The following is a 25,347-nucleotide window of genomic DNA, read 5'->3' as shown; positions in this document are numbered from 1 at the left end:
TCCATTTGGTTCGCCATGAACACAACTGCGAATAGTCACTGGTTTTTCGACCGACGGCCTAGCCATGCTCGGTCTAGTGAAACTCTGCCGACCATTGCCCGGGAACTGGCGTGCCCCTGAAAGCATTCACTGTTCTGTCCATCTCGACCTGTTCGGCACTGCCTGAATCCAGAACTGTATTCCGCACCGAACCCCTTTGCACCAGGACTGCCGTTACCTCGAGCGCCTTCAAATTGTCCGTTGAAAGCAATGCGCCCACTTGCGTTGAAAAACAGGCACTGTTTGGTGCATCGTTGATCTGCGACATTTCGGTTGTGGCCACGATGTGATTGTTGGCGATGTAGTTGCCGCTACCGGAAACGACATTGATGATCACAGGCTTTGCGGCGAGAGGCTTGATATATTGAGTATCGATCGTTTCTGAAATGTGGTTGGCGATGACCGAATTGTTGCTGCCATCAATGTGCAAAAGTCCGAACAGGTCATCCAGGCCGTTATCGTACTTTTGCATAGGCGCCCACGGCTCGCGATCTCGCAGGAAGTGATTTGAGGACACCAGGTTTTCGCAACAATTCGCAGCAAGAACCAGCATTCCGGGATAGAAGGAATGGAATCTGTTTCCTGTGATCGAGGAACGCGCCACGCCGGAAAAATAGACGCTGCTCGCGCCCCGAGGGAAGACGTTGTTTGAAGAGACCAGAATGCCGCCGTAATTTTCAGCGTAGACGGAATGTCCCCTATATCCGGCTCCGACAAAATTATTCGCTATCCTCGAGGCCTGCCCCATACCTTTCAATTCGATACAGTTGCCGCACTCTGCAATGAAATTATTGTCTATCGCCAGCGCATCCGCGTCATGAACAGTCACGCCATGTTCCAGATAGATAAGGCCCATCCCCGTTATTCGGAATGAGTCATTGGCGCTACCCACATAGATTCCGGTTTTGCCATTCCTGTAGGTATTTTCCGCATCATCCTGCCCCGAACCGTCGTCCATGAAGTGCAGGCCATCGATGCAAAAATCGGCAAACTCCACAGAGCTTATGCGAGGATTGCCGGTGCGCTTGACGTAGAACGCGGCTCCGCCAGCCTCACCGTCGGCGGCGTCCGGAGACATGTCCACACGTATGCGACTCCCGCCCGGCCACACTTCACGCCACTGTGCAAGTTCGTCTGCAGGTGTGTTGAAACGGATGCTCGAAGACGTAAAGCCATGTCCCGAGCCTGCAATCTTCAGATAGCTCACGTCTATCAAGACCTGGGTGACAAGACGATAATCGCCTGGCGGAATATAGATCACGGCTCCAGGCTTTCCGCCGTCATTCTGGTCGCGAACCGCTTGCCTGCTCTTAATATCCGCAATGATGCTGTTGATGACCGAGCCGATATCCTCATAGGGGTTGCCTAAGGGATATTGTGTTACGTCGTAAAAGTTTTCACTTACCATTGTTCATGTCTCCTCGGTCATTTTCTACTCCACAGCGAGAGTAGACCGATGTCTTGATTGGCTTGTTGCTCGCAAGCCGCCTGGGGAAATGCGTTCGATCCTGCGCACCGTCACCAGATGCTGGTGCGGACGTCCGGTTCAAAGAAATGGAGTTCGTCGGCATCGACAGCGATGCGCGCGATGTCGCCTGCGCGTACGGTGCTCTTTGGAGAAAAGCGGGCTACAGCAGCCTTTTCGTTGCCAATCTCGGCGACGGCGTCCGGGTCGCCGGCATCTACACGGGTGGCGTCGATATTCAAATGCACCATGGATTCAGAACCTAGCGCCTCGACAAGAGTGACCGGGGCCGAGATCTCGGCCGAAGAGGGCCGGATTGCGGCATCGTTCATATGCTCGGGCCGGATACCGACAATGACCTGACGGTTAGACGCACCGTTGAGCGAGGGGCGGTGTTCGAAAACCTGGTCGGGGATTTGCAAGCTGTTGCTGCCCAGGGTCAGCGTCCTCCCATTCAGGACGGCCTCGTACAAATTCATCGAGGGCGATCCGATAAAGGCGGCGACAAAGACATTGTCAGGACGATTGTACAGGTTTTGCGGTGTGTCGACTTGCTGCAGCACACCGCCTTTCATGACAGCGACGCGGTCACCCATTGTCATCGCCTCGACCTGGTCGTGGGTCACGTAAATCGTCGTGACATTTAGTTTTCTCTGGAGGCTGGCGATCTCGGCGCGCATCTGCACGCGCAGCTTGGCATCGAGGTTCGACAACGGTTCATCCATCAGGAAGGCCGCTGGTTTGCGGACGATCGCCCGTCCCATGGCGACACGCTGACGCTGGCCTCCTGAAAGGAGTGCCGGCCTGCGGTCGAGCAAAGTCGTCAGTTCGAGGATGCGTGCGGCTTCGTCTACGCGGCTGGCAATCTCGGTCTTCGGCAGGCCTGCCATCAGCAAGGGGAAGGCGATGTTCTCCCGCACTGTCTTGTGCGGGTAGAGCGCATAGGACTGAAAGACCATGGCGATGTCGCGATCCTTGGGATCGACGTCGTTGACCAGCCTGTCACCGATCCTGAGTTCACCGCTCGTAATGCTCTCCAGGCCAGCGATCATCCTGAGGGCCGTCGACTTTCCGCATCCTGACGGACCGACAAACACCATGAACTCGCCATCCCTGATGTCGAAGCTCAGATCGTGCAGAGCGTGAAAGCTGTTTCCGTAGACCTTGTTGATATTGCGCAGTTCTATGCCGGCCATGCCTTTGCCTCCCTCATCCCTTCACAGCGCCGAAAGTCAGGCCGCCGACGATCTGTTTTTGCAGTGCGAGCGTTACGATGATGACCGGCAGTGAGTAGAGGACGGCTGCGGCGGTCATCGCCCCCCAGGCGAGCCCGTAGACCGAATTGTATTCGGCGATGACGATCGGCGCCGTTTTGGTCGCCTCGGACGTCAACAGCAGCGCGTAGAGGAACTCGTTCCAGCTGGTAATGAACGTAAAGAGCGCGGTGACCGCTATCCCCCCTGTCATGACCGGAAGGACAATCTTTCGAAACGCCTGGAATCGTGTGCAGCCATCCATGCGCGCTGCTTCTTCGAGCTCCTTCGGTATGCCCTCGAAGAAGGCGGACATGAGCAGCAGTGCCAGTGGTACCGCGGCCGACGTGTGAGCGAGGACCAGGCCTGGAATGGTATCGAGCAGACCCAGCGACTTCAAAAGCTGGAACAGCGGCACTCCGAGCGCCACCGACGGCACCATGCGCGTCACCAGGGCGAAGAGCAGGAAAATGGTGGTGATCCGGCGCCGGTACTGCGTGGCAACGTAAGCGGCAGGCACGGCCACCGAAAGCGAGAGAGCAGTCGTCAGCACCGCGACGGTGAGGGAATTGACGAAGGCTCTCGGCAAAGTGGAGGATCGCAGCACTTCGCGGAAGTTCTGGAACGATACAACGGCCGGAAAGAAGCTTGGCGGGATCTGCTGGACATCCGCCGCCGGCTTGATGGAGGTCATGAGGAGATAGATGTAAGGCAGCGCGTAGGATAGCACCAACACGAGAGCTGCCGCGTTGATCAGGATTCCGCTGAGATTGAGGCTGGGAGCTCTACGCATGTACCGGCCTCCATATCTTCCAATAGGCGACCGCCGCCAAAAGCATCATGACGATGAGAAACAACGTTCCGGACGCGGAAGCCTCGCCAAGATCGCCGAACCGAACCATGCGCTGGTAGATGTTCATCGAGAACACTTCAGAAGCATGACTGGGACCACCCTGCGTCTGTATCCAGATCAGGTCGAATGTCTTTGCAGCATCCACGCCCCGCACGATCACCACGACCGCGATCACCGGCCGCATGAGGGGAAGGGTGACATGCCAAAAGCGCTTGAGCGCATTCGCCCCGTCGATCCGCGCTGCCTCCAGCAGGTCTTTCGGGATGTTCGTCAGCCCGGCATAGGACACAAGGGCGACAAAGGAAGTCGTCAGCCAGATGTCGGCAAAAGAAACAGAATAGATGACGATATCTTCGCTGGACAACCATGCGATCGCTTCTGGATCGCTTATCAGACCCAAACGGACGAGCCCGTAGTTCAGAATGCCGATATTGCCGACGAGCAGAAACCGCCAGAGTAGACCCGCGACGATGGGTGGAACCATCAGCGGCAGAGCGAAGATCGTGCGATGCCACCGCGATTGACCGGCAAGCGCCGAAAAAAGCAGCGCCGCACAGAAGCCGAACGTGAACTCGAAAAACAGCGCGAACAGCGAATACTGAACGGTCCGCAGAGCGCTTTCCATGACACGTTTCGACGTCAAGGCATCGACATAGTTCTGCAGACCGACCCATTCGCGAATATGGGGCGTGATCGTATCAACCTTGAAAAAGGAATCGAATACTAAGAGCCCCACCGGGTAAGCGACCAGCACGCCGAGGATGGCGACTGCAGGCGCGAGCATGCAAAGCACAAATCGGTCTTCACCCGACATGTCCGTCTCCGAAAGCTAAGGGTGGGGCATATTTTGCCCCACGATGTTGAGGAATGTACGAGGCTAGTTGAGAATGTCCTCGATCGTTTCCTTGGCTTCCGTCAGGACCTCCCCGATATCTGCCTTGCAGGTGAGTGCCTGCTGGATAGCCGGCAGCACAGCTTCATCGACTATTTCCTGATATTTTTCATTGATCGGCCGGCCCTGGGTGGCAGGCGCGCTGAGCGTCTCAAGAAGTGGCGGGAAGTGCTCATAGCCGGTCTTGCCTGAATAGCTGCGATAGGCGGAATTCGTCGCTGCAAGGCCGAGCGGAGCTTCGATACCCAGGGCATTATTGGCGATGGCAAACGAGATGAATTTTCTCGCTGCGTCCTTGTGCTGGGATGTCGAGGGAACGACGTTGTACCAAGGACCGGGAACAGCTGCGATCCCGGCGTCGCCGGCCAGCATCGGCACCACGCCGACCTTGCCGCTGACCTTTGAATCCGCAGGCGTCATCTTGTAGGCATGCGCCCAGAACTTCATCATGGCTGTTTTGCCCTGGTAGAATAGGTTCTGCGCCTCGCCCCAGCCGATTTCGTTCACATTTTCAGGAACGGAATGATCAACGCAGTGTGGCGCGATGTAGAATTCAAGCGCCTTTTTGTGCGCCTCATTGTCGATAATGACCTGTCCGTCCTTATCGAGGATCACCCCTGGCGAACCCTCCTGCAGCACATGCGCCATCCATTCCTCTGAAAACGTGCCGATGGTGTCGGTGCCCCACAAGTCAGTCTTTCCATCGCCGTCAGTGTCACGCGTGAAGAATTTCGCGATGTCGCGCCACTGCTGCCAGGTTTTGGGCGGCGCGAGAGGATAGCCATACTTGGCTTGAAAAGCCTCCTTTTCCTCCGCATTATCAAATAGATCCTTGCGATAGAACACGATCTCGGCATTGGCCCAGGCGGGCATACCGATCAGCTTGTCGCCGACCTTCGCATCGGCAAGCAAGACAGGCGGCAGATCCGCGCGAACCGCATCGGTGAAAAGAGCCGAAAGATCCTCGACGTGGCCGGCAAACTTCGCATTCCATACGACGTCGATCGTCACGACATCGAACGCGGAAGAGCCAGACGCGATTTCAGCTGAGAATTTGTCAAAGACACCCTGATAGGGAACGGTCGTGAAGTTCACCTTGATGCCGGTTTCGGCAGTAAACTTCTCGGCGACCGCCTTCTGCAACATTTCCCCGCCGCCTTCGACCAAGATATTGATGGCTTCGGCATTGGCAGTGGCGGCTATGAAAACAAGCGCGAGTGCGCTGGCACCAAGCAATTTCTTCATTGATTCCTCCCATTTGGCTCGCTGCACTTGCACTGAGCCCTCCTTCTTGTTCCGAAGGTAGTCCTCGTATGACGACGTTGTCAATATGGAATGACGACGTTGTCAGAAAAATATGTCGACGTTGTCATGCGGCTGGTTTAAAACGAATCCGGGCAAGGAGATTGGCGTACATGGTCAGCATAGTCAGCGTCGCGAAAGTGGCCGGAGTTTCCAACAAAACTGTGTCTCGGGTCATTAACGGCGAACCATATGTGACCGAGGAAACGAGGGAGAGGGTCGAAAGGGCAATTCGAGACCTCGGATATGTGCCGAACATGGCCGCGCGCCAAATACGCTCAAGTCGCTCCAACACATTTGGCATCATCGCTGACTACGTGTCGACGACGCCTTACTCAGTGGACATCGTTCGCGGGATCCAGGATTGGGCCAATGCTAACGGCAAGACCATTCTGATGGCAAACACCGGCGGTGCGTCCGAACAGGAAGTTAAAATTTGGAAAATGTTCCAATCGCACCGCATTGACGGCGTTCTCTACGTAACGATGTACCATCGCATCATTGATCCCGAAACCGGCGACGTCGGTATCCCCACAGTGATGATCAACTGCCGACCAAAAACGAGCGAATTGTTGCCGTCAATCGAGCCAGATGATTACCAGGGCTCGCGAGATCTCACCCGCTACCTGCTCGAAAAAGGGCATCGAAAGATCGGCTACATCCGGCTCAATCCCATTTTGTTGGGAGCGGAACTGCGCCTCGACGCTTTCCGCAAAACCACCAGCGACTTTGGCCTTGCGGACAGTGACCTCACGATCCGCCTTGGAATGGAAGGACCCGTTGGAGCAGAGAAGAATTACGTTTTTGCCGCCGCCACCGAGATGCTTCAGCAAAGAGATCGACCGACCGCAATCATCAGCGGCAACGACGAAATGGCGATCCAAATCTACATCGCGGCCATGGCATTGGGTTTCCGGATTCCTGAGGATATCAGTATTGTCGGCTTTGACGATTTCCGGACGGTTTCCCTGGCGCTGAAGCCGGAGCTGACCACTGCCGCTTTGCCATATTACGATCTCGGTCTGCAAGGGGCGGAATTGTTGAATAACGTGGTGGCGGGAAGCGAAGTTTACCCGAGCAGTCGGGTTATGTCTTGTAATTTGGTGGAGCGACTTTCGGTGTCCTCCTTGTAGTCTAACCTCATGCACGAGAGCGTCTGGGCGAGCAAGCGGCTTTCGCAAGAACGTAACGGCGACATCCGGTAAACCCGGAGCGGTTTACTTCTTCCGGGCTTGACGCCAAATCAAAGTTACTTAATCTAAGACTCTGCAAGCCCGCTTGGAGGAGGGGCCGGGCAATCGCGATGTCGATCGCGCCATCTTCATCTCCCCCAAAACCATGTCCACGACCCCAAAAGCATGACGACAAGATTGTCAGCCGTCGATTTTCAACAGGATAAGCCATGCCTCTGACCATTGCCCAGCGCCTCGATCGTCTGAAAGTTCGCATTGCCGAGTTGGCGCATTGGCGAGATCGACAAAGTGCCGTGATCGACGGCTGGACTTTTGACGGCGAGCCGATCGCACATCACCAGAATTGGCCGCACCGCCAGGGGGTAGTGCATTTTGCCGCGACCGCTGAAGCGCCGCAGACGTGGCCGCTCGCGGACATTCGCCTGCAGCTCGATCTCGGCGGCGAGAGCCTGATTACGCTGAGCTATCCCGATGGAGAAACGGAAACATTCGGTCTCGATCCCTATCATCAGGAATTCCCGGTGAAGGGCCGCAGCTTTTCGATCGCAACGGAAACCGTCGCCCGGTTTCCGTTCGGCGAGCCCAATCGCGCTCCGAGGCTCAACAAGGCCCGCTTTATCTGGCTCGATGGCCCGGCTCACCGCCTGCATCTTCTGTTGAAGCAGGTGGCCGAGGCGATCGATGCGCTGGGTGAACATGAAGTCGTGCCGCATCTGATGGATGCCGCCGAGCATGCATTGCGCAGTCTCGATTGGCCATCGGATACGGCGGCTTATATCTCCCGCACGTCTGGCGCGGTCATGCAGCAGAAGATCTGGGAACTGCCGGAGCTCCAGGAAAATCCGGCGGGTCTCACGGACGAGGAAAGCGCTTCGGCAGCAGCAGCCTTCGATGCCCTGATGGCAAAGCTGAAGAAACTGCAGAAGCGCTTTCCCCCGAATGGAGAACTGCTGCTGACGGGCCATGCGCATATCGATCTTGCCTGGCTTTGGCCTTATCGCGAGACACGGCGGAAAATGCGGCGCACCTTCAATACGGCGCTGTCGCTGATGGAGCGCTCCGAGGATTTCCGCTTCAATCAATCGACCGCCCATTATTACGCGCAGATAGAAGAGGAAGACCCGGAGCTTCTCGAGCGCATCAAGCAGAAGGTCGCGGACGGAAAGTGGGAAACCGTCGGCGGCATGTGGGTGGAGCCCGACACGAACATGCCGACCGGCGAAAGTCTCGCCCGCCAGGTTCTCTATGGCCAGCGCTATTTCGAAAAGACCTTCGGCACCCGTCATACGGTCTGCTGGCTGCCGGATTGCTTCGGTTTCTCAGGCGCGCTGCCGCAAATTCTGAGACAGGGCGGCATCGACAGCTTTTTCACGATCAAGGTCAATTGGAGCGAGACCAACCATATTCCCTCCGACCTCTTCTGGTGGAAGGGTCTCGACGGCAGCCAGGTTCTGACCCATACGTTCGACAATCCGATGCAGGGTTATAACGGCTTCGTGCAACCCGATTGCTACGTGCCGACATGGAAGAATTTCCGTGGCAAGACGCAGCACGATACCTCGCTTCTGGCCGTCGGCTATGGCGACGGCGGCGGCGGCGTCACGCCCGAGATGGTCGAGCGCGAGGTGCAGCTGCGCGATTTCCCGGCTATCCCGCAGGCCCGCTGGGGCACCGTCAAAAGCTATTATGAGCAGGCGCACCGCACCGCGGGGGAAAAAAACCTTCCCGTGTGGGACGGTGAAATCTATCTCGAACTGCACCGCGCCACGCTGACGTCGCAAAGCGGCGTCAAGCGCAAGCATCGCCAGGCCGAACGGGCGCTGATCACCGCCGAAATCATCGCTTCGCTGGCGCATATGCTCGGAGCAGACAGGCCCCGAAGCCTCGAAGCGGATTGGCGCATTGTGCTGAAGAACGAGTTTCACGACATTCTGCCGGGGTCGAGCATCCGCGAAGTCTATCAGGATGCAGAGCAGGAACTGGGCGGCGTCATCGACCATGCCAAGGCCGAGCAGGCAAAGTCGTTGCAGGCGCTGTCGACCAAGCTGCCGAAGGGCGGGGTTGGCGATGCCCTCGTCGTCGTCAATCCGTCTCTTGCGGCCAGACCGCTCAGCGCGACACTCTCCGACGGTACGGTCGTCGCGGCCGCCGATCTCGTCGCCCCCTTGTCCGTTGCGGTCTTCGACAAGGGCTCGCTCAAGCCGGCGGGCGGGCTGAAGGCTGGCCCCGACCGTCTCGAAAACGACCACCTCTCGGTCGCTATCGGCAAGGACGGAGCGGTTGTAAGCCTCATTCACAAGGCCACGGGCCGGGAAGCGATCGACGGCTCGGCAAACCAGCTCTGGGTCTATCCGGCCGACAAGCCGCGCAACTGGGACGCCTGGGACATCGATGCGGATTATGCCGAAAAGGCCGTCCGCCTCGATACGCCTGATAGCATCACCCTCGTTGAAGAAGGCCCGCACCGCGCGGCGATCCGCGTCGTTTACCGCTACCGGAATTCGAGCGTCACGCAGACCTATGTGCTGACGGCCAACGCCAGGCGGCTCGACATCGAAACCACGATCGACTGGCATGAACGCCGCACGCTGCTGCGAACCTTGAACCCGGTCGCCGCGCAGGCCCGCAACGCAACGTTCGAATGCGCCTTCGGCATCGTCGAGCGGGCAACGCACACGAATACGTCCTGGGAGCAGGCGATGTTCGAGGCCGTCGCGCACCGCTTCGTCGATATCAGCGAGCCGGACTTCGGGGTCGCGCTGCTCAACAATGCCAAATATGGCCATAGCGCCCGCGGCAATGTGATCGGCATAAGCCTCGTGCGCGGGCCGATCTATCCGGATCCGCTGGCCGACGAAGGAGAGCAGAGCTTCACCTATGCGCTGATGCCGCATGAAGGCGCCTGGCATGAAGGCGGCGTTCTCGACGAGGCGATCGATCTTAATCAACCGCTCGTCGCGGCTGAGGCCAGCGGCCTCTCCGCCGGCACTTTCGCGCCGCTTGCGGTCACCGGCATCCCTGTCGCGTTCTCAGGCCTGAAGCCGGCGGAAGAGGGCGACGGCCTCATCCTGCGCCTTTACGAACCAGCCGGCCGGCGCGGCAGGCTCGCCCTCAACTTGCCTTCCGGATGGGCAGCATCGCAGCCGCTGAACATTCTCGAAGAGCCGATGGAGCGAAAGGGACCTGCCGACATCATGCCGTTCGAAATCCGGACCTGGAAGCTGCAGAAAGCCTGACGCCTAATCGCCCCATACGTGCCGGGAATCAAATGGCCTATGGCAAGCATGTCGCACCATGATTTGAAGAACTGGCGGGCGCTCCTGAAAGCGGCCGCTATCCCCCAGAATTGGATGAGCCGCCAGCCGCATCCAGCGGTCGAAAAGCGTCAGGTCGGGCGGCAAAGTTCGCAACCACAAAATCCACGAAAGCGCGGACTTTGGGTGAAAGCTGACGATTGGACGGCCAGACGAGCGAGAGCGAGCCGTAGGGCACCATGAAGGAGGTCAACACGGGAGCCAGACTTCCGGCTCGCATATGGGGCTCTGCGACGTAGACGGGCAGATGTGCGAGGCCCAAACCGTCCCGTGCTGCCCACAGCCCTGCATCCGTATTGTTGAATGTCAGGCTTCTCGGCAAAAGTTGCCGCTCGTATGGCGGGCGGAATGCCCATGGCGCGAGCCGGCCGCTGGATGGGTATTTGAAGTGAATGCAGGCATCCCGGGAGAGGTCATCCGGGGTCTCCGGTCGCCCATGGCGCTTGAAATAATCGGGACTTCCGCAAACGACGAAATGCTGATCGCCGATATGGCGGGCAATCAATCGTGCATCGGCAAGCTCACCACTCCGCACGACGACATCGAGGCCCTCTGCAACCAGGTCTATGACCTTGTCTTCGAAATCGATGTCCAGTTCGATCTCCGAAAATCGCTCGGTAAAAATGGGCAGGATCGGCATGAGAAGGTGATGCCCAACGATATGCGGCACGCTGACGCGGAGGCGTCCCCTCGGGCGTTCCCGGCTTCGTGAGACTGTGGCCTCTGCGTCATCCATGTCATCGAGGATGCGTTTGTAGCGTTCGTAGAGGACCGCTCCTTCCTCGGTCAGGCTGATACTGCGCGTCGTCCGGTTGAAGAGCCGCACGCCCAGTCGGATTTCGAGGCGCGCCACGGCTTTTCCGATCGCGGATGGCGAAACTCCGGCAACCCTGGCGGCAGCGACATAGCTCTGCTGTTCGGCGGCGTAAACGAAGGCGACAAGGCTTGCAGGCCCTTCCATATCAGCACCCAATTGGAGACATTTTATCCTTTATGTATGTCCAGGATCCTCGATTGATCAATATTGCGTAGGAAATATCTTCTGTTCCGGATGAACGGCCGGCCAATCAAAGGAGTGAGCGGCATGCGGGACTATGCAAAAAATCGACCCGAGCACACGGGAAAATACATTGGAGAGAATGACTTATTTCTGGAAATATTTCACGGGCAGGGCGGTCCAGGGCAATCCGGTCGGGCGCCTTTGCTCTTCGTTCATGGTGCCTTTACCGGCAGTTGGATGTGGAGCAAGTACATTCCGCATTTCATATCGGCGGGATGGAGCTCTTATTGCATCAACCTGCGAGGGCATTACAAAAGCAGGTCTGTGGATTTCACAAAAATCCTGTTTGAAGATTACCTGGAAGACATCCGGCTGGTGATCTCCGAAATCGTCGAAGAATGTGGAGCCCCTCCCATCGTGATCGGATTCAGCATGGGCGGAATCCTGAGCCAGAAGCTGGCGGAAAACGTGGAGATTGCCGGGCTGGTGCTGATCGATTCCAGCATTTGCAAGGAAGTGCATGCCGAAGTGCCCTATCGCGATCTTGCGTTGCGAATGCCCGGCCTCGTCGTGCCTGCTCCCGCGCGCGACGAGCAAATCAGTGCGGATGAAACACGCGAGGATATCGAATTCCAGCGGAAGTACCTGTCCATGGAATCTGCAAAGGCATTCAGCGCATTTTCCTTTCATTTCGGGGCGGAGGGAATCTCCATCGAAGGCGAGAAGATCACGTGCCCCAGCCTCGTCATTTGCGCCGTCAACGACGAATCCGACGAGCATCGAGGCAGGGCGACGGCACGCCACATCGGTGGTGAGTATCTAGGTCTCCCAGGCGCGACACACACAGGTCTGCTTGTCGGGCAAAGATATGACAAAGCCGTAAGCCGCATCATGGTCTGGTTGGCACGTTTTGATGGAAGATAGGGCGCATCCTCTACCGGCCTCCGAGCGCCGAGCTCCAAGCTGACGCTCAATCCTCCAAACCGAGGCTCGCCAGCAGCCGGCCAACATAGGCTTCCAACCCGCCGACCATGTCGAAGCGGGTGGGATCGCGCAGCCAGAGCATCTGAAGGCCGTCCATCACGGCGATGAGCTCGGCTGCCATCGCCCTGCCATCGATCTTGCCGTCGATCGAGCCATCGGTGACGGCTTGGTCGAAGGTGGCGGCGATGTCGTTCTGCAGCTGCTTGGCACGATCGAGAAACCATGCCTTGGCCGGGTGATCCTTCATCAGGCTCTCGGCATTCAGGATGGCGAAGGCCCTGATGACTTCGATCATATCGGTGTTGCGGCGGAAGACCTCGACCATGCCATTGAGCAGGCCGCGGAGATCGGAACGATAGGGCCCGATGAAGCTTTCGCTTTCGAGATCGCGCTTGTCCAGAATGGCGAGCAGCAGATCGACTTTGGTCGGGAAATGGTGCAGCAAGCCGGGCAGCGACAGGCCGACGTCGCGGGCAACATCCGCGATGGCAGCATTCCGGTAGCCGTCTTCGGCGAAGCGCCGCATCGCGGCTGTCAGGATCTCCGCGCGGCGCGCTTCACCCTTGCGGGATCTGCGCCGTCGCTTTTCGTCCTGTCCGGTCTTCGATTCGAATAACTCTGCCATCGTCTCTCCCGTCGGCTTCTTCTAGCGGTAAGCCACCAATCAATCCCCCACCGATTTCTCCGACGCTCTCTATTCCTATATCAGGCTTCGTCAGTTGACATCTTAAAAATACCGAGTAATCGGTAGGTTTAAGAGCTGCCTGCGAAGGGTGGATGGATTTGCGCCCGTGCGGAAGGCAGCACTTCGCAATGCCCCAATTCCATTGAAAGGGAGGTTTGCATGATCGATTCCATTCTCGACAAGATGACGCTCGAGGAGCAGGTCTCCCTGCTGTCCGGCGCCGACTTCTGGACGACGGTTCCCGTCGAGCGTCTTGATGTGCCGAAGATCAAGGTGACGGACGGACCGAACGGCGCGCGCGGCGCCGGTTCGCTGGTCGGCGGCGTCAAAGCGACCTGCTTTCCTGTCGCCATCGCGCTCGGCGCCACCTGGAATCCCGATCTGGTCGAGCGCATGGGCGTGGCGCTTGCCCACCAGGCAAAGAGCAAGGGTGCCGCCGTGCTGCTCGCGCCCACGGTGAACATTCATCGTTCCGGCCTCAACGGGCGAAATTTCGAATGTTATTCCGAGGATCCGATGCTGACCGCGGACCTCGCCGTCGCCTATATCAAGGGCGTGCAGAGTCAGGGGATCGCGGCGACGATCAAGCACTTCGCCGGCAACGAATCCGAGATCGAGCGGCAGACCATGTCTTCCGATATCGACGAACGGACGCTGCGCGAAATCTACTTTCCGCCCTTCGAACAGGCTGTCCGGCGTGCCGGCGTGATGGCTGTCATGTCCTCCTATAATCGCCTCAACGGCACCTATACGAGCGAGCATGCGTGGCTGCTGACCAAGGTGCTGCGCCAGGAATGGGGATTCGACGGTATCGTCATGTCCGACTGGTTCGGTTCGCATTCGACGGCCGAGACGATCAATGCCGGTCTCGATCTCGAAATGCCCGGCCCGGCGCGCGATCGCGGCGAGAAACTGGTTGCGGCCGTTCGTGAAGGGAAGGTCGAAGCCGCCACCGTGCGGGCGGCGGCACGGCGGATCCTGCTTCTGCTCGAGCGGGTCGGCGCGTTCGAGAAGAAGCCTGATCTCACGGAGCAGGCGATCGACCTGCCGGAACACCGGACGCTGATCCGGCGCATCGGCGCGGAAGGCGCAGTTCTGCTGAAGAACGACGGCATCCTGCCACTTGCAAAGACCTCGCTCGACCGGATCGCCGTCATCGGACCCAACGCCGCCACCGCACGCGTCATGGGCGGTGGCAGCGCCCAGATCGCGGCGCATTACACTGTCAGTCCGCTCGAAGGGATTCGAGCCGCCCTTTCCAATGCCAACAGCGTCAGCCACGCCGTCGGCTGCCGCCATAACCGTCTGATCGAAGTGGCCAAGGGAAAGATCACCGTCGAATATTTCAAGGGGCGCGGCTGCCGGGGCACTCCGCTTCATGTCGAGACCGTCGACAAGGGCGAGTTCTTCTGGTTCGAGCTGCCGTCAGGCGAACTCGACCCCGCCGATTTTTCGGCGCGGATGACGATGCAATTCGTACCGGAGGAGAGCGGCGATCATGTCTTCGGCATGACCAATGCTGGACTGGCGCGGCTCTTCGTCGATGGCAGGCTTATGGTCGATGGCCATGACGGCTGGACGCGCGGCGAGAACTATTTCGGCACGGCCAATGATGAACAGCGCGGCACGGTAGCGCTCGATGCGGGCAAGGCCCATGTCGTCACCGTCGAGTATGACACGCCGGTGGCGACCGGGGAGGGGATCAACCTCACGGCCATTCGCTTCGGCGTCGAAAAGCCTTTGGGCGAGGCCGATATCGAGGACGCCGTCGAGACGGCGCTGAATGCCGATGTGGCGCTTCTCTTCGTCGGCCGCGACGGCGAATGGGATACCGAAGGCTTGGACCTGCCCGATATGCGGCTTCCGGGTAAGCAGGAGGAACTGATCGAGCGGGTTGCGGCCGTCAACGCCAACACCGTGGTCGTGCTGCAGACCGGCGGACCGGTGGAAATGCCCTGGCTCGACAAGGTTCGCGCCGTGCTGCAGATCTGGTATCCCGGGCAGGAACTGGGCAATGCCGTCGCCGATGTCCTCTTCGGCGACGTCGAGCCCGGCGGGCGCCTGCCGCAGACATTCCCGAAAGCGCTTGCCGACAATTCCGCCATGACGGGCGATCGAGCCGTCTATCCGGGTAAGGATGGGCATGTGCGCTATGCCGAAGGCGTATTCGTCGGCTACCGTCACCACGATACACGCGCTGTCGAGCCGCTCTTCCCCTTTGGTTTCGGCCTTGGCTATACCCGCTTCAGCTGGAGCGAGCCGCGGCTGTCGGCGAGTGAAATGGGTCCCGAAGGCGTGACCGTCAGCCTCGATCTGACCAATATCGGCGACCGCGCCGGATCGGAACTGGTCCAGCTCTATGTGCGCTCGCCAAAGTCCAGGGTGGAGCGGCCGGACAAGGAACTGCGCGCCTTCGCAAAGCTTTCGCTGCTGCCCGGTGAAACAGGGACAGCCGTGATGAAGATCCTGCCGCGTGATCTCGCTTATTTCGACGTCGAGGCCGGCGCCTTCCGCACTGAGCCCGGCGACTACCAGCTGGTCGTGGCGGCCAATGCCGCGGATATCAGGTTCGTGGTCGATCTGCCGTCACCACTCGACACCCTGCTGCCGCCTTCGCACCAAGCGACCAGCCTCATCGGATAAACCGCCACGTTCGCCGTTCCGGCCCCATCCGATTCACAAGGTTCGCGCTCGCAATCCCAGCGGGAACAATCGCTCCACTCATGTTCACCGAGCCCGGATCCGCGAAGTCATCCAAGGACGCGAGCGTCGTAGCCCTTTCCCGACGAGGCTTGCCTGCCGCCCCCGCCATCCAGGGCTTTGAGCGCGGCGAGGATGTCGGCATAGCGAACCGGACACTGCACGCCTGGCGGCTGCCGCAGCTCCGGAACGGACTCCACCGCGTAGAGGTCCGAAGCCCAGGATGCCAGTATCGCTCTCTTCTCCTGCGCGGAGATGTCGGCGGCGAGGACTTCGTTTGGAGAGCTGAAATGGCGATGGGGATGAAGAATGTACGAGGCGGAGATCGCCTCGGTGACGCCATCCGGAGTGGTCTTGCTGATGCTTTTGCTGGTCATGAACTTCTCCCAAAAATTTCCACACAAGCGAAGAACATCTTCAGGCACCATTCGATTTAGGTGAAGGAAAACAGCGTTCAAGAGGTTTGCGGTCTGCCTGAAGCCTCGACCAAAAATTTTTTTAGATGTCCTCTTGAATCGAAAAACGCTCGAAACCAGATCATTTTCGTCGGCAGCGCAAAGGCGGGTCGACCAGACCGGGGACGTGTTTTCGACGCGTCTCCATTCCATGTTGCTTTACGGAGGATATGGCTATGAGAAACGAACTTGACTTCGCACCCCTTTACCGGTCCAGCATCGGCTTCGATCGGGTCTTCAGCCTCTTGAACAATGCGCAGCGGCTGCAGGCGATCGAGACCTGGCCACCCTATGACATCGTCAAGACGAGCGAAGACGATTATCGCATCCAGATGGCAGTCGCCGGTTTCGCCGAGGCCGACCTTGATATCACCCAGGAGCGGAACGTGCTCGTGGTGAAAGGCCAGAAGACCGAGGGGAAGGATGGCGAATATCTGCATCGCGGCATTGCCGGGCGCGCGTTTGAACGTCGCTTCGAACTCGCCGACCACGTCAGGGTCGAGAATGCGTCGCTGACGAACGGTATTCTCTCGATCGCGCTGAAGCGTGAGGTGCCGGAAGCCATGAAGCCGCGCAAAATCGCCATTGGAGATGGCTCCTTTCAGCAGGCGCCTCTTCAGATCGAAGCCGAGCGCCAGGTGGCTTAAGGAGGGCTTCTCGATGAAGTCCCGGAAAAAGCCGTTCACGGTCGAAATCAGGAGACGCCGTGGGGCAAACGCAAAGGATGCTGGAAAGCGTGTGCTCTCGAAGCTTCTTGACAAGCTCCGCTCCGGAGCCGCGGTTCCGGTAGCGCGATCCTGAATTGAGTTGGATGCAGGAGGGCCGGCTTGGTGGCCGGCCCTTTGTCCGGCGGACCACCATGCCGGCTTCGCCGCATCCCCTGCAAATGCTCCTACGCGACGTCGTCTTGCCGCGAATTACGTGGCTTCATCCCTTTTTGCACGGAGGGCATTCGCGAAGAGATCAGACGGCGTCGGGCTCGGTGCGGAGATTGGTGACGACGCGCCGGTTCTGCACCCTGCAGGAGCGATCTGTGCAGTCTCGGACTTCGCGCTCGTTCCCGTAGCCCCTCGCCCACATCCGCTTCGCGTCCACGCCCTTGGAGGCAAGATAGGCCATGGCGGCATCGGCGCGCTTCTGCGACAACGCCGCCATTTGGGATGCGGAACCGGAATCGTCGGCAAATCCCTGCAGCTTGAGCAGCCAAGTCGGGTTCTTGTTCAGCCAGATGGCCTGGTTATCCAATGTTGCCATGGCGACAGAATCGAGCGTGGCGGAGTCCTGCTTGAAGTAGATCCGTCGGCCGACATTAAGGATGAAATCCTCTTCACTGCCAGCCCCTACATTCTCGAAACCGGGGGCGGGATCGTTGGTTTGCCCGGTCATCGGCGCAGCCGCGGGTTCTTCCAAAGAGGCGATTTCAGTGGTGGAGCAGGCGGTGAGCGCCAAGAGCATGGCCACGGCGAGAAGGCGCCTCGCGTATCCTGTTGTAGCAGACATCAGGGAATATTCCTTATTCGACCGGGGTTGTTTGGCTGACCTGAGTGGCGCTTTCAGCCTGGTCGGCAATATGCGGCAAAACCTGCACGGCCGTCCCGATCGGGCAACGCTGGTAAAGATCGATGGCGTCTTCGTTGAACATGCGGATACAGCCGCTGGAGGCATCCTTGCCGATGCTCCACGGCTCCAACGTGCCGTGGAAGCGATAGCCGGTGTCGACGCCGTCGCGATGCAGGTACATGGCGCGGGGACCGAGTGGGTTCTTCGGTGAGCCTCCCGCCACGAATTCGGGCAGTTCGGGATGGCGCTTGCGCATCTCCGGTGGCGGCGTCCAGCGCGGCCAAAGCGATTTGGCGTCGATCGTGGCGCGGCCAAACCATTTGAAGCCCTCGCGACCGACGCCGACGCCGTAGCGGATGGCCGTCTTGTTTTCCATGATCACGTAGAGGAAATGGTGCCTGGTATCGACGACGACGGTGCCGATCGGCTCGCTGCTGAAATATTTGACGACCTGGCGGTGCCACTTCCTGTCGATCTTGGCGAAGTTGGTTCTTCGAAAGGTCACGCCGTTGTCGACGGTGGTGCCGTCGAAAAAGGAGGACGCCGCGGCAAAGACCGGTTTCCGGATTGCACCGGCGCCAAGTAACGCCAATCCACCAAGCACAATATTTCTGCGAGTCCACGGCATCGGCAATATCCCCTTAGAGCCAAGCAGCGAAGCGTCAGTAAATCAGATTTTTCATTTGCCACAATAGAAAAATCATCTCCACCCTAAAGGCGGAGATCGGGTCGCGGGCCTCCTGTGTCTGGTATTGCCCCATCGTTACCCTGGAATGCCGCAGCGCTTCGAATTAAAGGCCGGGGATTCATCTCCTCTGAAACCGGCATGTACTCTTTGCGAGATGGCGCTTCCGCAACCGTCTGCGAGCCGATGCTCCTCACACGCGGGAGTTCCGTTTCTTGTGCGGATGCCTCCACAAGATCTTCAAGCATCCGTCGCGCCACGCCGGGGACCACATGATGGGGCAAATGCCCGACACCTTCCAGCAATCTGACGATCGGCCCCGGATGCTTCCTGCAAAGCCAATCGATATGCCAGTTTGGTGAAATCACGCAGTCCGCCATCCCGAAGAGAACGTGCAGGGGAAGATCGCCAGGCAGATCTGGAAGTCGCTCCATGTCTCGGTTGAAGGCGCGTAACTCGTCGGCCATCGTGCAGATGGTAATGGGATTGACCACGTGAGAGGCCGGCAGGTTCGAGAGATGAGAAGGCAGGGGATTGGGAAAAGAGGACGACCTCAGGCCTCGATCGAGAAAGAATGCGGGCCACCGGCCGATGACGTGCTGGCGGATCAACGGTCCGACCACCGGAGCGACCGCCGATCTAAGCACAATCAACGGCTTCGGCGGCACCGGCCCGCAACATGGAGAGATGAGAAAAAGTCCCCTGACGAGGTCTGGTCTTCTTGCCACAAGGTGTAGCGCGGCTGCGCTGCCGATCGAGTGCGCGACGATCGTGACCTCCGGCAGGTCAAGAGAGGCGAGAAGGCGTTCAAGCCAGAAGGACTGTCCCTCAGGTCCACGCTCAGCCGGTGCAAGCGGCGTGCTCAGTCCATAGCCGGGGCGGTCGGGTGCAATGATCCGGAAGTCGCTGTTGTCGAAGGGAAACAAAATTTCCTGCGCTAGGCTGCCGCAGCCATGCAGGAGGAGGACTGGAATGCCATGTGGGTTGCCACCGTCAATGATGTGAACATCCTGATCTTCAACGTGAATTGTTGTTCCGAGCGTCGGCTGGTCTGATTGCTTCATTAACATGAGCCGCATAACGAAAATCGCAAGCAGAAGTTCCGGCCGGTTGCGAGACGGCGCCTGCGTTATCGAGCCGTTAGAATAGGATGGAAGGGGAGGCCCAGCGCTGCCGCCGCATCTGTGCTACCATCATCGCGGTTTCGAAGCGGAAAGATCGAATGCTACTTCAGCGTGTCAGTTTCTATGTGCTTCTGGTCCTCGTGACCATTGCGTTCGTCGCCGTCGTGCTACCGTTCTATTCGGCGATCTTCTGGGCAGTCGTCCTCGCTATCATCTTCTTCCCGCTTCACGCCCGTATGGAGGCTCGGCTGGGTGGGCGGGGAAACCTTGCTGCAGCGCTCTCTGTGTTGATCTGTCTCTGCGTCGTGATCATTCCCGGGCTGATCGTCCTCAGTTCACTCGTTCAGCAGGGCAACCATCTCTATCAACGTATGGACAGCGGCGAGATCGACGTCCGGAGCTTTATTCATAATCTGCAGGAAGCATTGCCCTTGTTCCTCCGCGACTGGCTCCGGAGCATCGAGCTGAATGGCGTCGATACGTTTCAGGACCGCGTTTCCTCGGCATTGATGCAGGGCGGCGGTTTTTTTGCCGGACGCGCCTTGAGCCTCGGTCAGAACACCCTGCGGTTCTTCGTCACCTTCGGCGTGATGCTCTATCTCCTGTTCTTCATGTTCCGGGATGGGCGCGCCGTTGCCCGCGCCATCAGAAGAGCGCTGCCTCTCAGCGATGCCCATACCCTTCGCTTCACCTCCAAATTCACTTCGGTCGTTCACGCGACCGTGCGAGGCAATATTATCATCGCCATCATCCAGGGTTCGATCGGCGGGATCGCCTTTTGGGGCCTCGGCGTCGAGCCAGCCCTTCTGTGGGGCGTACTGATGAGCTTCCTGTCGCTGCTGCCTGCGGTCGGCGCCGCATTGATCTGGGTGCCCACGGCCATTTACCTGGCCCTGGCCGGCTTTTGGGTGAAGGCGATTGTGCTGGTTGCGGTCGGCGCCCTCGTCATCGGTCTTGTCGATAATCTTCTGCGGCCGCGCCTGGTCGGCAGGGAAACCAAGCTTCCCGACTATGTTGTCCTCATTTCCACCATTGGCGGCATTTCTCTACTAGGCATCAATGGTTTCGTGATCGGGCCGCTGATAGCCGCTCTCTTCATCGCCGCTTGGGGGATATTCGTGGAGGAGGAGGGCACGGCGGATTCCTGACGATGCGGCCGGAGCAATTAGCGAGGGCTTCCGGAACTTTCGTCTCCCTGGCTGGTTTGATAGATTCGAGCCATCATCATGTCCAATCGACGCCAACCGCAAGGTCGGTTTTCGGGGCCCATGTTACTATAGTGATCCGAGCAAGGTGCGGAAAGTGCGCCACGGACTGCCGGCAGAAGTCCAGACCCTCTGGTCGGATCCTGATAAGCCCCGTTGAAGATGGGTCGAGGAGTGACCAGGAGGAGCGGACATAAATGGAGCCGCCTCCTTTCGGAACGACTCTCACCGCAACGTTTGACGTTCCGCTAACCGCACAAGCAGGAGGAAAGACCATGAAAGTGTCAGAGATCATGTCGCGCGATGTAGAAATCGCCAACCCTAATCAGACGATAGCCGAAATCGCGAGGTGCATGGCCGACAGGCAGATCGGCTTCCTGCCGGTCGGCGACAACGACCGACTCGTCGGAACTATCACGGACCGCGATCTCGTCGTGCGCGGGCTTGCCGACGGACTAGGGGGCGATGCAAAAGTGCGAGATGTCATGTCGCGCGATGTCAAATATTGTTTCGAAGACGAAGATGTCGACGACGTGACCCGCAATATGGGGCAGGTCCAGGTCCGCCGCCTTCCCGTCGTCAATCGTGACAAACGCCTTACCGGCGTCATCTCGCTCGGCGATGCGTCTCTGGCGGACACCGCTGCAGCGGGAGCCGGGTTGACAAAAGTGTCCCGCCCGGGCGGCGCTCATGCACATTAGAATAGGGATGATTTAGGCCTGAAGCAATCAGCGATCCTATCGTTTGAGATCATTCATCATTGAGGTGGCAAGCCGACAGGTGCCCCGGTGCAATTTCCTTTTTCACCGGCGGTTCTATATGACAGCGGTCCATCGCAAACGGGCATCTCGGATGAAAGTGACAGCCTTTCGGCGGGTTTATCGGGCTGGGGAGTTCGCCATCGACGGGCTTGAACTGCCGCTTGCCGGTTTCGATGCGCGGCACCTCGGCCAAAAGCGCTTTCGTGTAAGGATGATTGGGCCGCCTGAAAACCTCCTCGACGGGCGCCTCTTCGACGATGCGGCCGAGATACATGATCGCAACGCGATCGGAAATATGTTCCACAACGCCGAGATCATGGCTGACGAACAAATAGGTCAGGTCGAGCTTGTCACGAAGTTCCATGAACAGGTTGATGACCTGGGCCTGGATGGAAACGTCGAGCGCCGCGACGCTTTCGTCACAGACGAGGAATTTCGGCTGCACGGCGAGCGCGCGGGCAATATTGACGCGCTGCCGCTGGCCACCGGAAAACTGGTGCGGGTATCGCTTTTTCATGGCCGGGTCGAAACCGGCCAGCATCAAATATCTGTCGACATAGGCGTCGCGTTCCGCCGAGCGGGCAAGCCCATGCGTTTGGGGCGCCTCCCAGATAAGCTGCTCGACGGTCATGCGCGGATTGAGAGCCGCCATCGGATTCTGGAAAATCATCTGGCAGGCGAGACCGAACTGATGCTGCTCGCCTGTCGACATGGCGCTTCGGTCCGTCCCCTTCCAGAGAATCTGGCCCTGGCTTGGCGAGGTGATCCCTGCAATGGCGCGGCCAAGCGTCGACTTCCCGCAGCCGCTTTCGCCGACAAGGCCGACAACCTCTCCGGGCCGAATGCTGAGGCTGACATTGTCAAGCGCGTGAACGACAGGCGCCGGTTTGGCCAGTTTGAGCTTGAGCGCGATCTTAGCGGCTAGGTCGGGCTTGGCTCCGAAGCGCTGCGACACGTTCCTCGCTTCGATCAGGGGCGCGGCGGTCGCCGTCATCATGCTACCTCTTTCGTTACGGGATGAATGCAGCGGAAGGAGCGATTGCCTTCCGGCATGAGCGCCGGCATGACCAGACAGCCGTCGGTTGCCCGATCACAGCGCGTACGAAAACTGCATCCCTGTGGGAGGCGGTTGATGGCCGGCGTCATGCCGCGGATCTGGTGAAGAGGCTCTCCGCGTCTGTTTTGCGAAGGAACGGACGCGATCAGACCGGCGGTGTAGGGATGGTGAGGATCGGTCAGAACCTTGCCCACCGGTCCGGTCTCGACAAGGCGGCCGGCATACATGACGGCGATCTCGTCGGCCAATCTTGAGACGATCGCCAGATCGTGGGTGATCCAGATCACCGCCGTATTTCCCTCTTCGGTGAGCTTCTGGAATTCGGAAATAATCTGGCTCTGGATCGTCACATCCAGCGCCGTTGTCGGTTCATCGGCGATAATAAGGTCCGGCTTGTGAAGAAGCGCGATGGCAATCGCCACGCGCTGGCGCATTCCGCCGGAAAACTGATGCGGGTAGGCGGCAAGCCTTTCTTCAGGGCTTGGTATTCCGACCAGCGCCAAAGCATCCCGCGCCCGCTGCCGGGCGACATCCTTCGAGACCCTGTCGTGTGCCTGGACGGCTTCCACCATCTGCGTCCCGACCGTCAGGACCGGGTTGAGCGTCATCATCGGATCTTGGAATACCATGGCGATCCGCTTGCCGCGCAGCTGCCGCATCTCTTCATCCGAATATCTCGCGATGTCGGCGCCGTCGAAGATGACCCTGCCCCCTACAACCCGGCCGGGCTTATCGAGGAGCCGCATGATCGAGAAGCCGGTTACCGACTTTCCGGATCCGGATTCTCCGACAAGACCAAGGACCTTGCCGCGTTCCACCGTGAACGACACATCATTAACGGCGCAAAGGCTGGGGCGTCCCCTGCCGCCGCCGAATTCGGTGACGAGATTGCTCACTTGCAGCAATGGGGTCATGACATGTTCCTCGGGTTGAGGACATCGCGCAGCCGGTCGCCGACGAGATTGATCGCCGCGATCGTGACCAGAAGGGCAATGCCGGGAAAGAAGCTGATCCAGTAAAGGCCCGTCAGAAGATACTGGTAGCCCGTCGAGATCAGCATGCCGAGCGAGGGTTCGGTCACGGATGCACCGAGACCGAGGAAGGACAAGGTTGCTTCGAGGCCGATTGCCCGGGCGATCTGCATCGTGGCGATGACGATGACCGGCGCAAGACAGTTCGGCAGCAGGTGCCTGAAGAGGATGCGCCATCCGGGCAGGCGCAGCATCCGGGCTGCCTCGATATATTCCTTCTCGCGCTCGACCAGAGCGGTGCCGCGGACCGTTCGGGCATAGGTCGCCCACTCGGCGATGATCAGTGCGATCACGACGTTGGGCACTCCCTTGCCGAGCACGGCGAGCATCATGAGCGCCATCAATATGGTGGGAAACGACAGCTGCAGGTCGACGAGCCGCATCATCGCGGTTTCCGTGCGCCCTCCCACGTAAGCGGCAAACAATCCGGCTGAGGTTCCGATGATGGCAGCAGCGAAAGCCGACAGAACGCCCACCAGCAACGAGGTACGCAGGCCATAAAGGATGCCGGACAGGATATCGCGGCCCTGGCTGTCGGTACCGAGGTGATAGACGAGCCCGGTAATGGATTCGGACCCCGGCGGCAGTCGTCCGTCCATGATGTCGAGCTGCATCAAATCATAGGGATTTTGCGGAGAGATCCATGGCGCGAAGAGCGCCAGGCAACAGATGATCACCAGCGTGAGGAAGGCGATCGCGGCTGCTGGAGAGCTGAAGAAATCCGCGATCCCTTTCGACAGACGACTGGGTTCGGGCGTTGAAGCACTTGTGTCTTGCGTTCGTGGTTCGGCCATGAGGGTCAAGCCTTTCCTTCCAGCCGGACCCGCGGATCCAGAAGGGTATAACAGATATCGATGATGAAATTGAGGACGACGAAGAGCAGCACCATCATCATCAGGTAGGCGACGATGACCGGGCGATCGAGAAGGTTGATCGAGTCGATGATGAGCTTGCCCATGCCGGGCCACGCAAAGATGCTTTCGGTGACGACCGAAAAGGCGATCAGTGAGCCGAACTCGAGACCGATGATGGTCACCACCGGGATCATCAGGTTCTTGAGAACGTGCACGGAAATGATCCGCCGCTCTCGCAATCCCTTGGCGCGGGCAAACTTCACATAGTCCTGAGGAAGGACCTCCTGCACGCCGGCGCGGGTCAGCCGAAGAATGAGCGACGTCTTGAACAGAGCCAGGTTGAAGGCCGGCAATAAAAGGTGCCTGATGCCGTCTGCGGTCAGAAACGACCATTGTGCGCCGAGCAGTTCCTGCGTCGGGCCGCGGCCATTCGTCGGCAACCAGCCGAGCTCGACGGAAAATACCATGATCAGCATAAGGCCGACCCAGAAGGTCGGAAGCGAGAAGCCCAGAATCGAGCCGCTCATGATCAGCTTGGAGGAAATCCGATTGGGGTAGAGCCCTGCATACAGCCCAAGCGGCAAGCCGAACAGCAGCGCGATGCCGAGAGCCGTGATCGCCAGTTCGAGTGTCGCCGGGAGACGTTCAAGGATCAGACCCAGCGCCGGCCGCCCATAAACGAAGCTGTTGCCGAAGTCCCCGCGCAGAAGTCCCTGGAGAAACAGCAGATATTGTTTCCACAGCGGCTGATCCAGGCCGTAATGGGCGATAACGAGTGCCCGCTCCGCCTGATTGGCGTCCGGGTTGATGAGGATGTCGACCGGATTACCAATCACATTGACGCCGATGAAGACAATGATCGTCATCGCGACAACGACGAACAGCGCCTGTATCAACCGCCTGATAATGGATGTGACCATTGAACCTCTCCCTAC

21 protein-coding genes and 1 pseudogene are annotated in these 25,347 nt (G+C 58.9%); 7 read left to right on the top strand and 15 right to left on the bottom strand.

The genetic code is table 11. The features are described from left to right. Positions 1–73: 73 nt before the first annotated feature. The 5 genes from OIU37_RS20815 to OIU37_RS20795 all read right to left on the bottom strand — a co-directional run bounded on the left by OIU37_RS20815 (position 74) and on the right by OIU37_RS20795 (position 5,747). Positions 74–1,447, bottom strand: coding sequence for a NosD domain-containing protein (locus OIU37_RS20815; protein WP_240603793.1), 1,374 nt, complete (start codon positions 1,445–1,447; stop codon positions 74–76). A 110-nt stretch (positions 1,448–1,557) separates the two neighbouring features. Further along, positions 1,558–2,700, bottom strand: a complete 1,143-nt coding sequence (locus tag OIU37_RS20810; RefSeq protein ID WP_171603299.1) for an ABC transporter ATP-binding protein — start codon at positions 2,698–2,700, stop codon at positions 1,558–1,560. Between the two features lie 13 nt (positions 2,701–2,713). Beyond that, positions 2,714–3,550: a carbohydrate ABC transporter permease gene (locus tag OIU37_RS20805; protein ID WP_171603298.1), complete on the bottom strand. Its 837-nt coding sequence runs from the start codon at positions 3,548–3,550 to the stop codon at positions 2,714–2,716. Next, a complete protein-coding gene (locus OIU37_RS20800; RefSeq protein ID WP_020047465.1) occupies positions 3,543–4,424 on the bottom strand; it encodes a carbohydrate ABC transporter permease in 882 nt (293 codons plus the stop codon). The genes OIU37_RS20805 and OIU37_RS20800 overlap by 8 nt, the downstream gene beginning before the upstream one ends. Positions 4,425–4,487: 63 nt before the next feature. Then, positions 4,488–5,747, bottom strand: coding sequence for a sugar ABC transporter substrate-binding protein (locus tag OIU37_RS20795; RefSeq protein ID WP_182207922.1), 1,260 nt, complete (start codon positions 5,745–5,747; stop codon positions 4,488–4,490). Between the two features lie 170 nt (positions 5,748–5,917). Between OIU37_RS20795 and OIU37_RS20790 the strand changes: the two genes are divergently transcribed. Further along, positions 5,918–6,937, top strand: coding sequence for a LacI family DNA-binding transcriptional regulator (locus OIU37_RS20790; RefSeq protein ID WP_182207921.1), 1,020 nt, complete (start codon positions 5,918–5,920; stop codon positions 6,935–6,937). Between the two features lie 269 nt (positions 6,938–7,206). Continuing rightward, positions 7,207–10,233 (top strand): glycoside hydrolase family 38 C-terminal domain-containing protein, encoded by a 3,027-nt coding sequence (locus OIU37_RS20785; RefSeq protein ID WP_182207919.1) that lies wholly within the window; start codon positions 7,207–7,209, stop codon positions 10,231–10,233. A 97-nt stretch (positions 10,234–10,330) separates the two neighbouring features. Here OIU37_RS20785 and OIU37_RS20780 read toward each other — a convergent pair whose 3' ends face one another. Next, the gene (locus OIU37_RS20780) at positions 10,331–11,272 is read right to left on the bottom strand and encodes a LysR family transcriptional regulator (RefSeq protein WP_264258571.1); all 942 of its coding nucleotides are present in this window, start codon (positions 11,270–11,272) and stop codon (positions 10,331–10,333) included. A gap of 123 nt (positions 11,273–11,395) precedes the next feature. On the opposite strand from OIU37_RS20780, the gene OIU37_RS20775 reads away from it, so the two are divergent. Beyond that, positions 11,396–12,235 (top strand): alpha/beta hydrolase, encoded by an 840-nt coding sequence (locus OIU37_RS20775; RefSeq protein ID WP_171603293.1) that lies wholly within the window; start codon positions 11,396–11,398, stop codon positions 12,233–12,235. A 46-nt stretch (positions 12,236–12,281) separates the two neighbouring features. Here the strand turns inward: OIU37_RS20775 and OIU37_RS20770 are convergent, their stop codons facing one another. Beyond that, positions 12,282–12,920 carry a TetR/AcrR family transcriptional regulator gene (locus OIU37_RS20770; protein ID WP_264258570.1) on the bottom strand — a complete coding sequence of 213 codons (639 nt, stop codon included), beginning with the start codon at positions 12,918–12,920 and terminating at the stop codon, positions 12,282–12,284. A 219-nt stretch (positions 12,921–13,139) separates the two neighbouring features. Between OIU37_RS20770 and OIU37_RS20765 the strand changes: the two genes are divergently transcribed. Beyond that, entirely contained in the window at positions 13,140–15,623 is a 2,484-nt protein-coding gene (locus tag OIU37_RS20765; RefSeq protein WP_171603291.1) for a glycoside hydrolase family 3 C-terminal domain-containing protein, read from the top strand. A 107-nt stretch (positions 15,624–15,730) separates the two neighbouring features. Here OIU37_RS20765 and OIU37_RS20760 read toward each other — a convergent pair whose 3' ends face one another. Next, positions 15,731–16,057 (bottom strand): hypothetical protein, encoded by a 327-nt coding sequence (locus tag OIU37_RS20760; protein WP_264258569.1) that lies wholly within the window; start codon positions 16,055–16,057, stop codon positions 15,731–15,733. 254 nt (positions 16,058–16,311) lie between these two features. Here OIU37_RS20760 and OIU37_RS20755 point away from each other — a divergent pair, with 254 nt between their 5' ends. Continuing rightward, on the top strand, positions 16,312–16,782 hold the full coding sequence (locus tag OIU37_RS20755) for an Hsp20 family protein (protein WP_264258568.1): 471 nt from the start codon (positions 16,312–16,314) through the stop codon (positions 16,780–16,782). A 316-nt stretch (positions 16,783–17,098) separates the two neighbouring features. Here OIU37_RS20755 and OIU37_RS20750 read toward each other — a convergent pair whose 3' ends face one another. The 3 genes and pseudogenes from OIU37_RS20750 to OIU37_RS20740 all read right to left on the bottom strand — a co-directional run bounded on the left by OIU37_RS20750 (position 17,099) and on the right by OIU37_RS20740 (position 19,459). Further along, complete coding sequence (locus OIU37_RS20750; protein WP_264258567.1) at positions 17,099–17,635, bottom strand: OmpA family protein; 537 nt, start codon at positions 17,633–17,635, stop codon at positions 17,099–17,101. Positions 17,636–17,648: 13 nt separating this feature from the next. Continuing rightward, on the bottom strand, positions 17,649–18,323 hold the full coding sequence (locus tag OIU37_RS20745; protein WP_264258566.1) for a L,D-transpeptidase: 675 nt from the start codon (positions 18,321–18,323) through the stop codon (positions 17,649–17,651). Between the two features lie 135 nt (positions 18,324–18,458). Next, positions 18,459–19,459: pseudogene (locus tag OIU37_RS20740) on the bottom strand (alpha/beta fold hydrolase). Positions 19,460–19,602: 143 nt separating this feature from the next. Between OIU37_RS20740 and OIU37_RS20735 the strand changes: the two are divergent. Continuing rightward, entirely contained in the window at positions 19,603–20,652 is a 1,050-nt protein-coding gene (locus OIU37_RS20735; RefSeq protein WP_171603285.1) for an AI-2E family transporter, read from the top strand. Positions 20,653–20,984: 332 nt separating this feature from the next. Continuing rightward, complete coding sequence (locus OIU37_RS20730) at positions 20,985–21,410, top strand: CBS domain-containing protein (protein WP_171603284.1); 426 nt, start codon at positions 20,985–20,987, stop codon at positions 21,408–21,410. A gap of 49 nt (positions 21,411–21,459) precedes the next feature. Here OIU37_RS20730 and OIU37_RS20725 read toward each other — a convergent pair whose 3' ends face one another. The 4 genes from OIU37_RS20725 to OIU37_RS20710 are packed head-to-tail and all read right to left on the bottom strand — an operon-like array spanning position 21,460 to position 25,332. After that, on the bottom strand, positions 21,460–22,464 hold the full coding sequence (locus OIU37_RS20725) for an ABC transporter ATP-binding protein (RefSeq protein ID WP_264258886.1): 1,005 nt from the start codon (positions 22,462–22,464) through the stop codon (positions 21,460–21,462). Continuing rightward, a complete protein-coding gene (locus OIU37_RS20720) occupies positions 22,464–23,441 on the bottom strand; it encodes an ABC transporter ATP-binding protein (protein ID WP_264258564.1) in 978 nt (325 codons plus the stop codon). Before OIU37_RS20720 ends, OIU37_RS20725 begins: the two co-directional genes overlap by 1 nt. Beyond that, a complete protein-coding gene (locus tag OIU37_RS20715) occupies positions 23,438–24,352 on the bottom strand; it encodes an ABC transporter permease (RefSeq protein ID WP_264258563.1) in 915 nt (304 codons plus the stop codon). The genes OIU37_RS20720 and OIU37_RS20715 overlap by 4 nt, the downstream gene beginning before the upstream one ends. Positions 24,353–24,357: 5 nt before the next feature. Beyond that, positions 24,358–25,332, bottom strand: coding sequence for an ABC transporter permease (locus OIU37_RS20710; RefSeq protein ID WP_171603280.1), 975 nt, complete (start codon positions 25,330–25,332; stop codon positions 24,358–24,360). Positions 25,333–25,347 lie beyond the last annotated feature (15 nt).

Origin of the sequence: Rhizobium sp. BT-226, from assembly GCF_025847085.2 — a bacterium.
Taxonomy (GTDB): domain Bacteria; phylum Pseudomonadota; class Alphaproteobacteria; order Rhizobiales; family Rhizobiaceae; genus Rhizobium; species Rhizobium sophorae.
The sequence above is the reverse complement of the archived record's forward strand: the minus strand, read 5'-3'. Positions and strand labels throughout refer to the sequence as shown.

Bases quoted from the DNA above. Each gene is read 5' to 3' on its own strand.
- OIU37_RS20715 (WP_264258563.1), bottom strand. From the start codon at position 24,352: ATGGCCGAACCACGAACGCAAGACACAAGTGCTTCAACGCCCGAACCC.
- OIU37_RS20760 (WP_264258569.1), bottom strand. From the start codon at position 16,057: ATGACCAGCAAAAGCATCAGCAAGACCACTCCGGATGGCGTCACCGAG.
- OIU37_RS20725 (WP_264258886.1), bottom strand. From the start codon at position 22,464: ATGACGGCGACCGCCGCGCCCCTGATCGAAGCGAGGAACGTGTCGCAG.
- OIU37_RS20800 (WP_020047465.1), bottom strand. From the start codon at position 4,424: ATGTCGGGTGAAGACCGATTTGTGCTTTGCATGCTCGCGCCTGCAGTC.
- OIU37_RS20750 (WP_264258567.1), bottom strand. From the start codon at position 17,635: ATGTCTGCTACAACAGGATACGCGAGGCGCCTTCTCGCCGTGGCCATG.
- OIU37_RS20770 (WP_264258570.1), bottom strand. From the start codon at position 12,920: ATGGCAGAGTTATTCGAATCGAAGACCGGACAGGACGAAAAGCGACGG.
- OIU37_RS20775 (WP_171603293.1), top strand. From the start codon at position 11,396: ATGCGGGACTATGCAAAAAATCGACCCGAGCACACGGGAAAATACATT.
- OIU37_RS20745 (WP_264258566.1), bottom strand. From the start codon at position 18,323: ATGCCGTGGACTCGCAGAAATATTGTGCTTGGTGGATTGGCGTTACTT.
- OIU37_RS20735 (WP_171603285.1), top strand. From the start codon at position 19,603: ATGCTACTTCAGCGTGTCAGTTTCTATGTGCTTCTGGTCCTCGTGACC.
- OIU37_RS20720 (WP_264258564.1), bottom strand. From the start codon at position 23,441: ATGACCCCATTGCTGCAAGTGAGCAATCTCGTCACCGAATTCGGCGGC.
- OIU37_RS20755 (WP_264258568.1), top strand. From the start codon at position 16,312: ATGAGAAACGAACTTGACTTCGCACCCCTTTACCGGTCCAGCATCGGC.
- OIU37_RS20780 (WP_264258571.1), bottom strand. From the start codon at position 11,272: ATGGAAGGGCCTGCAAGCCTTGTCGCCTTCGTTTACGCCGCCGAACAG.
- OIU37_RS20815 (WP_240603793.1), bottom strand. From the start codon at position 1,447: ATGGTAAGTGAAAACTTTTACGACGTAACACAATATCCCTTAGGCAAC.
- OIU37_RS20710 (WP_171603280.1), bottom strand. From the start codon at position 25,332: ATGGTCACATCCATTATCAGGCGGTTGATACAGGCGCTGTTCGTCGTT.
- OIU37_RS20810 (WP_171603299.1), bottom strand. From the start codon at position 2,700: ATGGCCGGCATAGAACTGCGCAATATCAACAAGGTCTACGGAAACAGC.
- OIU37_RS20730 (WP_171603284.1), top strand. From the start codon at position 20,985: ATGAAAGTGTCAGAGATCATGTCGCGCGATGTAGAAATCGCCAACCCT.
- OIU37_RS20785 (WP_182207919.1), top strand. From the start codon at position 7,207: ATGCCTCTGACCATTGCCCAGCGCCTCGATCGTCTGAAAGTTCGCATT.
- OIU37_RS20765 (WP_171603291.1), top strand. From the start codon at position 13,140: ATGATCGATTCCATTCTCGACAAGATGACGCTCGAGGAGCAGGTCTCC.
- OIU37_RS20805 (WP_171603298.1), bottom strand. From the start codon at position 3,550: ATGCGTAGAGCTCCCAGCCTCAATCTCAGCGGAATCCTGATCAACGCG.
- OIU37_RS20790 (WP_182207921.1), top strand. From the start codon at position 5,918: ATGGTCAGCATAGTCAGCGTCGCGAAAGTGGCCGGAGTTTCCAACAAA.
- OIU37_RS20795 (WP_182207922.1), bottom strand. From the start codon at position 5,747: ATGAAGAAATTGCTTGGTGCCAGCGCACTCGCGCTTGTTTTCATAGCC.